This window comes from Kitasatospora sp. NPDC001539 (assembly GCF_040298565.1).
Lineage (GTDB): Bacteria > Actinomycetota > Actinomycetes > Streptomycetales > Streptomycetaceae > Kitasatospora.
On record NZ_JBEPAK010000348.1, the window covers coordinates 1 to 5736 of the forward strand.

Annotated in this window: 6 protein-coding genes; 5 read left to right on the forward strand and 1 reads right to left on the reverse strand. The window is 73.9% G+C overall.

The window, feature by feature from the left end:
* Window positions 1-88 precede the first annotated feature (88 nt).
* On the reverse strand, window positions 89-850 hold the full coding sequence (locus tag ABT247_RS31225; RefSeq protein WP_350749384.1) for a PP2C family protein-serine/threonine phosphatase: 762 nt from the start codon (window positions 848-850) through the stop codon (window positions 89-91).
* Between the two features lie 166 nt (window positions 851-1016).
* Between ABT247_RS31225 and ABT247_RS31230 the strand changes: the two genes are divergently transcribed.
* The 5 genes from ABT247_RS31230 to ABT247_RS31250 all read left to right on the forward strand — a co-directional run.
* On the forward strand, window positions 1017-2114 hold the full coding sequence (locus ABT247_RS31230) for an LLM class flavin-dependent oxidoreductase (RefSeq protein ID WP_350749387.1): 1098 nt from the start codon (window positions 1017-1019) through the stop codon (window positions 2112-2114).
* A complete protein-coding gene (locus ABT247_RS31235) occupies window positions 2111-2737 on the forward strand; it encodes an FMN reductase (RefSeq protein WP_350749389.1) in 627 nt (208 codons plus the stop codon). The genes ABT247_RS31230 and ABT247_RS31235 overlap by 4 nt, the downstream gene beginning before the upstream one ends.
* A gap of 431 nt (window positions 2738-3168) precedes the next feature.
* Window positions 3169-4248, forward strand: a complete 1080-nt coding sequence (locus tag ABT247_RS31240; RefSeq protein WP_350749392.1) for a Dyp-type peroxidase — start codon at window positions 3169-3171, stop codon at window positions 4246-4248.
* 14 nt (window positions 4249-4262) lie between these two features.
* On the forward strand, window positions 4263-5114 hold the full coding sequence (locus ABT247_RS31245) for a family 1 encapsulin nanocompartment shell protein (RefSeq protein WP_350749395.1): 852 nt from the start codon (window positions 4263-4265) through the stop codon (window positions 5112-5114).
* Window positions 5115-5320: 206 nt separating this feature from the next.
* On the forward strand, window positions 5321-5736 hold a 416-nt coding region (locus ABT247_RS31250; protein WP_502892538.1), incomplete at its 3' end, for an electron transfer flavoprotein subunit beta/FixA family protein.

Consider the following 5736-nt stretch of genomic DNA (forward strand, 5'->3'; position numbering starts at 1 on the left):
CACCACGACCCACATCCGAACTAGCCGTTTCTCCCCGACCGCCGCGCCGCCCCGGGGCACGAACCGCCCCGGGGCGGCTCCGCGCGCGTCACCCGCCGATCCGCACCAGCGCCAGGCTGATGTTGTCCGGGCCGCCGGCCTCGATCGCGGCCTTCCACAGCTCGAACGCGGCCCGGCCGTCGGCCCGTTCGGACTCCTCGTCCGTCCGGGCGAGCAGTGCCGCCAGCTCCTCCTCGGGCACCGGGTCGGTCAGCCCGTCGCTGCACACCAGGAAGCGGTCGCCGGCGGCCAGCGGAGCGGTCCGCACGTGCGGCTCGACGAAGGTGAGGCCCAGCGAGCCGCCCAGGGTCTGGGTGACCATCGAGGTGGTCCGCCGGCCGGGCGGCAGCGGCGGGCTGTCGTCCACGCTGACCCGGCGCAGCCCGGCGTCGGTGACCCGGTACACCCGGCTGTCGCCCACGTTGAACACCACCGCCCGCTCGGGCAGCAGCACCAGTCCGGCCACCGTGGTGCCCATCGCGGCGAGCTCGGGCTCCTCGGCCGCGGCCGCGTACACCGCCCGGTTGCACTCCTGCAGTTCCTCCCGGACGGCCTCCTCGCCGTCCAGCCCGATCCCGGCGGCGGCGAGCCGGCGGGCGACGAGTGCGCTGGCCACCTCGCCGCCCGGGTGGCCGCCCAGGCCGTCGGCCACCGCCACCACGCAGGGCAGGCCGAGCGGGAAGAGCAGGGTCTGCGGGTTGGTGGTCACGGTGGCGCAGAGCGTCCACGGCCCGACCGCCAGGCTGTCCTCGTTGTGCTCCCGCACCAGGCCTTCGTGGCTCAGTGCGGTCACCGCGATGTACGGCGCCATCGGCCCGCCGCCCTTCCGGAGCCCTCCGGAGCCCTCCCCCCATTGTCGCCGCCCTGGCCGCCGTTGTCGGAGGGAGCGGCGGCCCCCGGGAATAGCTCGGCGCGGCGGACTGCTAAGGTGGTTGAAACTTGAACGACCTGGCCCCTCCTGGAGTGTGGTGAGCACCATGCAGTTCGGAATCTTCACCGTCGGCGACGTCACCCCCGACCCGACCACCGGCCGCACCCCGAGCGAGCACGAGCGGATCAAGGCGATGGTGGCCATCGCGCGCAAGGCCGAGGAGGTCGGCCTCGACGTCTTCGCGACCGGCGAGCACCACAACCCGCCGTTCGTCCCGTCCTCGCCGACGACCATGCTCGGCTACATCGCCGCGCAGACCGAGCGCATCATCCTCTCCACCTCGACCACGCTGATCACCACCAACGACCCGGTGAAGATCGCCGAGGACTTCGCCATGCTCCAGCACCTGGCCGGCGGCCGGGTGGACGTCATGATGGGCCGCGGCAACACCGGCCCGGTCTACCCCTGGTTCGGCAAGGACATCCGCCAGGGGATACCGCTCGCCGTCGAGAACTACGCGCTGCTGCACCAGCTCTGGCGCGAGGAAGTGGTGGACTGGCAGGGCCGCTTCCGCACCCCGCTGCAGGGCTTCACCTCCACCCCGCGCCCGCTGGACGGCGTCCCGCCGTTCGTCTGGCACGGCTCCATCCGCAGCCCGGAGATCGCCGAGCAGGCCGCCTACTACGGGGACGGCTTCTTCGCGAACAACATCTTCTGGCCCAAGGAGCACTTCCGGAGGCTGGTCGGCCTCTACCGCGAGCGCTACGCCCACTACGGCCACGGCACGCCCGAGCAGGCGATCGTCGGCCTCGGCGGCCAGGTGTTCATGCGGAGGAACTCCCAGGACGCGGTCCGCGAGTTCCGTCCGTACTTCGACAACGCGCCGGTGTACGGGCACGGGCCCTCGCTGGAGGAGTTCACCGAGCAGACCCCGCTGACCGTGGGCAGCCCCCAGGAGGTCATCGAGAAGACGCTGACCTTCCGCGAGACCTTCGGCGACTACCAGCGCCAGCTGTTCCTGATGGACCACGCCGGCCTGCCGTTGAAGACCGTGCTGGAGCAGCTGGACCTGCTCGGCGAGGAGGTCGTGCCGGTGCTGCGCCAGGAGTTCGCCAAGGGCCGCCCGGCCGGGGTGCCGGACGGGCCGACCCACGCCGCGCTGGTCGCGGCCCGTGACGAGAGTGCCGTGGAGGTGGCCGAGTGACCGCGTTCAAGCTGGCGGTGGTCAGTGCCGGGCTGAGCAAGCCGTCCTCGACCCGCCTGCTGGCGGACCGCCTCACCGAGGCGACGGTGCGCCGGCTGGCCGCGCAGGGCCGGGAGGTGGAGGTGACGGTGATCGAACTGCGGGACCTCGCCGTGGACATCGCCAACAACCTCGTCACCGGCTTCCCGGCGCCCGCCCTGCGTGCGGCGATCGGGGCGATGACGGACGCGGACGCGCTGATCGCGGTGACGCCGGTCTTCACCGCCTCCTACAGCGGGCTGTTCAAGTCCTTCTTCGACGTGGTCGACCAGGACGCGCTGACCGGCAAGCCGGTGCTGATCGCCGCCACCGGCGGCACGCCCCGGCACTCGCTCGTCCTCGAGCACGCCGTCCGGCCGCTGTTCAGCTACCTGCGTGCCGTGGTGCTGCCGACGGCCGTGTACGCGGCGACCGACGACTGGGGCGCGGCGGGCGATGCGCTCACCGACGGCCTGCCGGGCCGGATCGACCGCGCGGCGGGCGAGTTGGCCGCCCTGCTGGCCGGCCGCGGCCCGGCGGCGGAGCCGCCGTCGCCCGCGCCGGTGGTGCCGTTCGCCGAGCAACTGGCGGCGCTGCGGGCCTGAGGCCCGACGAACCGGGGCGGGTGCGCGACGGGGCGCACCCGCCCCCGCCGCGTGCTCGGACACCGCCCGCCCGCGTGCTCGGACCCCGCCCGGCCGGCCGTCGTGCGCCGCCCGCTCGGGCGCGAGTGCGCCGGAGGCCTTCCGGGCGGCCCCGGTGGTGACCGTCGCCGCGGTGGCGGGTGCCCTGTGACGGCCGTCGGGGCGGGACGGCGCCGCGCCCGGCACCTCCCCCGGAAGGCGGCCGCGCACCACCCGGACGGCCCTGGCGGAGATCAGGTCGGCCGGGTCGCCCGGCCGCGCGTCGGCCGTGCCGAATCGTCCGCTCTGCGATGTAATCGTCGGCGTGATCGGATTCGTCCCGATCCGTCGTGCTCCGCAGCCACCCGCGCGGGGCCCCGTCGTGAGCCCGGCGCGTGACAAGGAGCGCAGCCATGCAGCCCGAACCGCAAGCCGTGCTCTCCCCGCTGACCGGCGCGGCCGTCTTCCTCGTCCTCACCGTCGGGGCGGGCGGCGAGGACACCGTCCGCGAGCTGCTGCCCGACCTCGCCGGACTGCGCCGGTCGGTCGGCTTCCGGGCCCCCGACGCCGGCCTCACCTGCGTCACGGGCATCGGGTCCGACCTGTGGGACCGGCTCTTCGACGGCCCCCGGCCGGCCGCCCTCCACCCCTTCCGGGAACTGGCCGGCCCCCGCCACCGGGCCCCGGCGACCCCGGGCGACCTGCTGCTGCACCTGCGGGCCGAGCGGATGGACCTCTGCTTCGAGCTGGCGAGCCAGCTGACCGGCCGCCTCGCCGGGGCGGCCACCGTGGTCGACTCGGTGCAGGGCTTCCGGTACTTCGACGACCGGGACCTGCTCGGCTTCGTGGACGGCACCGAGAACCCCGAGGGCCGGGCCGCCGAGGCCGCCGCGGTGGTCGGGGCGGAGGACCCGGAGTTCGCCGGCGGCAGCTACGTCGTCGTCCAGAAGTACCTGCACGACCTCGACAAGTGGAACGCGCTCAGCGTCGAGGAGCAGGAGCGGGCGGTCGGCCGCACCAAGCTCACCGACATCGAGCTGGCCGACGACGTCAAGCCCGCCGACTCGCACGTCGGGCTCACCGTGATCACCGGCCCGGACGGCGAGGAGCGGAAGATCGTCCGCTTCAACATGGCCTTCGGGTCCTTCCAGGGCGGGGGCGAGTTCGGTACCTACTTCATCGGCTACGCGCGGGACCCGGCGGTGACGGAGGAGATGCTGCGCAACATGTTCATCGGTGACCCGCCGGGCACCACCGACCGGCTGCTGGACTTCTCCACCGCCGTCACCGGCTCGCTGTTCTTCGTCCCGACCGCCGACTTCCTGGACTCCCCACCGCCCGCGCCCGCCTCCGCGCCCGCCGCCGTGGCGGTGCCCGCCGCCGGACCCGCCGACGCCCCCGCTGCCGGACCGGCCGCGGGAGCCGGGGGCACCACCGTCGCCGCGCCCGCGGACGGCTCGCTCGGCATCGGCAGCCTCAGGCCGACCCCCTGAACAGGACCCCGCGCATGAACAACCTCCACCGGGACCTCGCCCCGATCTCCGCCGCCGCGTGGGAGGAGATCGAGGAGGAGGCCCGTCAGACCTTCAAACTGCACATCGCCGGCCGCCGGGTGGTCGACCTGGACGGCCCCGGGGGCGCCACCCTCGCCGCCGTCGGCACCGGGCACCTGACCGGCCTCGAACCGCCCCTCGACGGCGTCCGGGCCCGCGCCCGCACCAGCCTGCCGGTGGTGGAGCTGCGGGTGCCCTTCACCGTCACCCGCGCGGCCGTGGACGACGTCGAACGCGGCTCGCGGGACTCCGACTGGCAGCCCGTCAAGGACGCGGCCCGCACCCTGGCCCTGGCCGAGGACCGCGCCGTCTTCGAGGGCTACCGCGCGGCCGCCGTCGACGGCATCCGGGCCGCCTCCAGCAACCCTCCGGTCCCCCTGCCGGACGACATCCGCGAGTACCCCGAGGCGGTCAGCCGCGCCCTCACCGCACTGCGCCTGGCCGGCGTCGGCGGGCCGTACTCGCTCCTGCTCGGCGCCGCCGCCTTCACGGCCGTCAACGAGACCAGCGACCACGGCTACCCCGTGCACAACCACCTCGCCCGGCTGCTGGACGGCGACATCATCTGGGCCCCCGCGATCGAGGGCGCCTTCCTGCTCTCCACCCGGGGCGGCGACTTCGAGCTCCACCTCGGCCAGGACGTCTCGGTCGGCTACCTCTCCCACGACGCCGACTCCGTCGAGCTGTACCTCCAGGAGTCGCTGACCTTCCGCGTCCACACGGGGGAGGCGGCCGTCGCCCTCGGCGGACCGCCGCCCGCACCGGCGGACGGCCCGCGCGCCCCCGGACACCGGGAAGGGTACTGAGTGCCTTTACCAGGGGTACTGAGTGCCGTAAGCTCTCGGTGGAGCCTCTGAACGCCAGTCGAAGAGAGCCGACACGGCATGCCGGTCCAGGCGGCGCTTGCGGCGCGCGGGTCGCGGCCGGGCCGGACTTGGCACTCAGTACCCTCGGCATGACCTGAGGCCGTGGATCCAGTGCATCCGTGCACCCGTGACAGGAGAGACCGCTGATGAGCTTGAGGATCGTCGTCTGTGTGAAGTACGTGCCGGACGCGACGGGTGACCGTCGTTTCGCGGACGACCACACCACCGACCGGGAGGGCGTGGACGGCCTCCTGTCGGAGCTGGACGAGTACGGCGTGGAGCAGGCGCTGCGGATCGCGGAGGCGAACGAGGGCGCCGAGGTGACGGTGCTGACGGTGGGCCCGGACGACGCCAAGGACGCGCTGCGCAAGGCGCTGTCGATGGGCGCGGACAAGGCCGTGCACGTGAACGACGACGACATCCACGGCTCGGACGTGATCGGGACGTCGGCGGTCCTGGCGAAGGCGCTGGAGAAGACCGGGTTCGACCTGGTGATCGGTGGCATGGCGTCGACGGACGGCACGATGGGTGTGCTGCCGGCGCTGCTGGCGGAGCGGCTGGG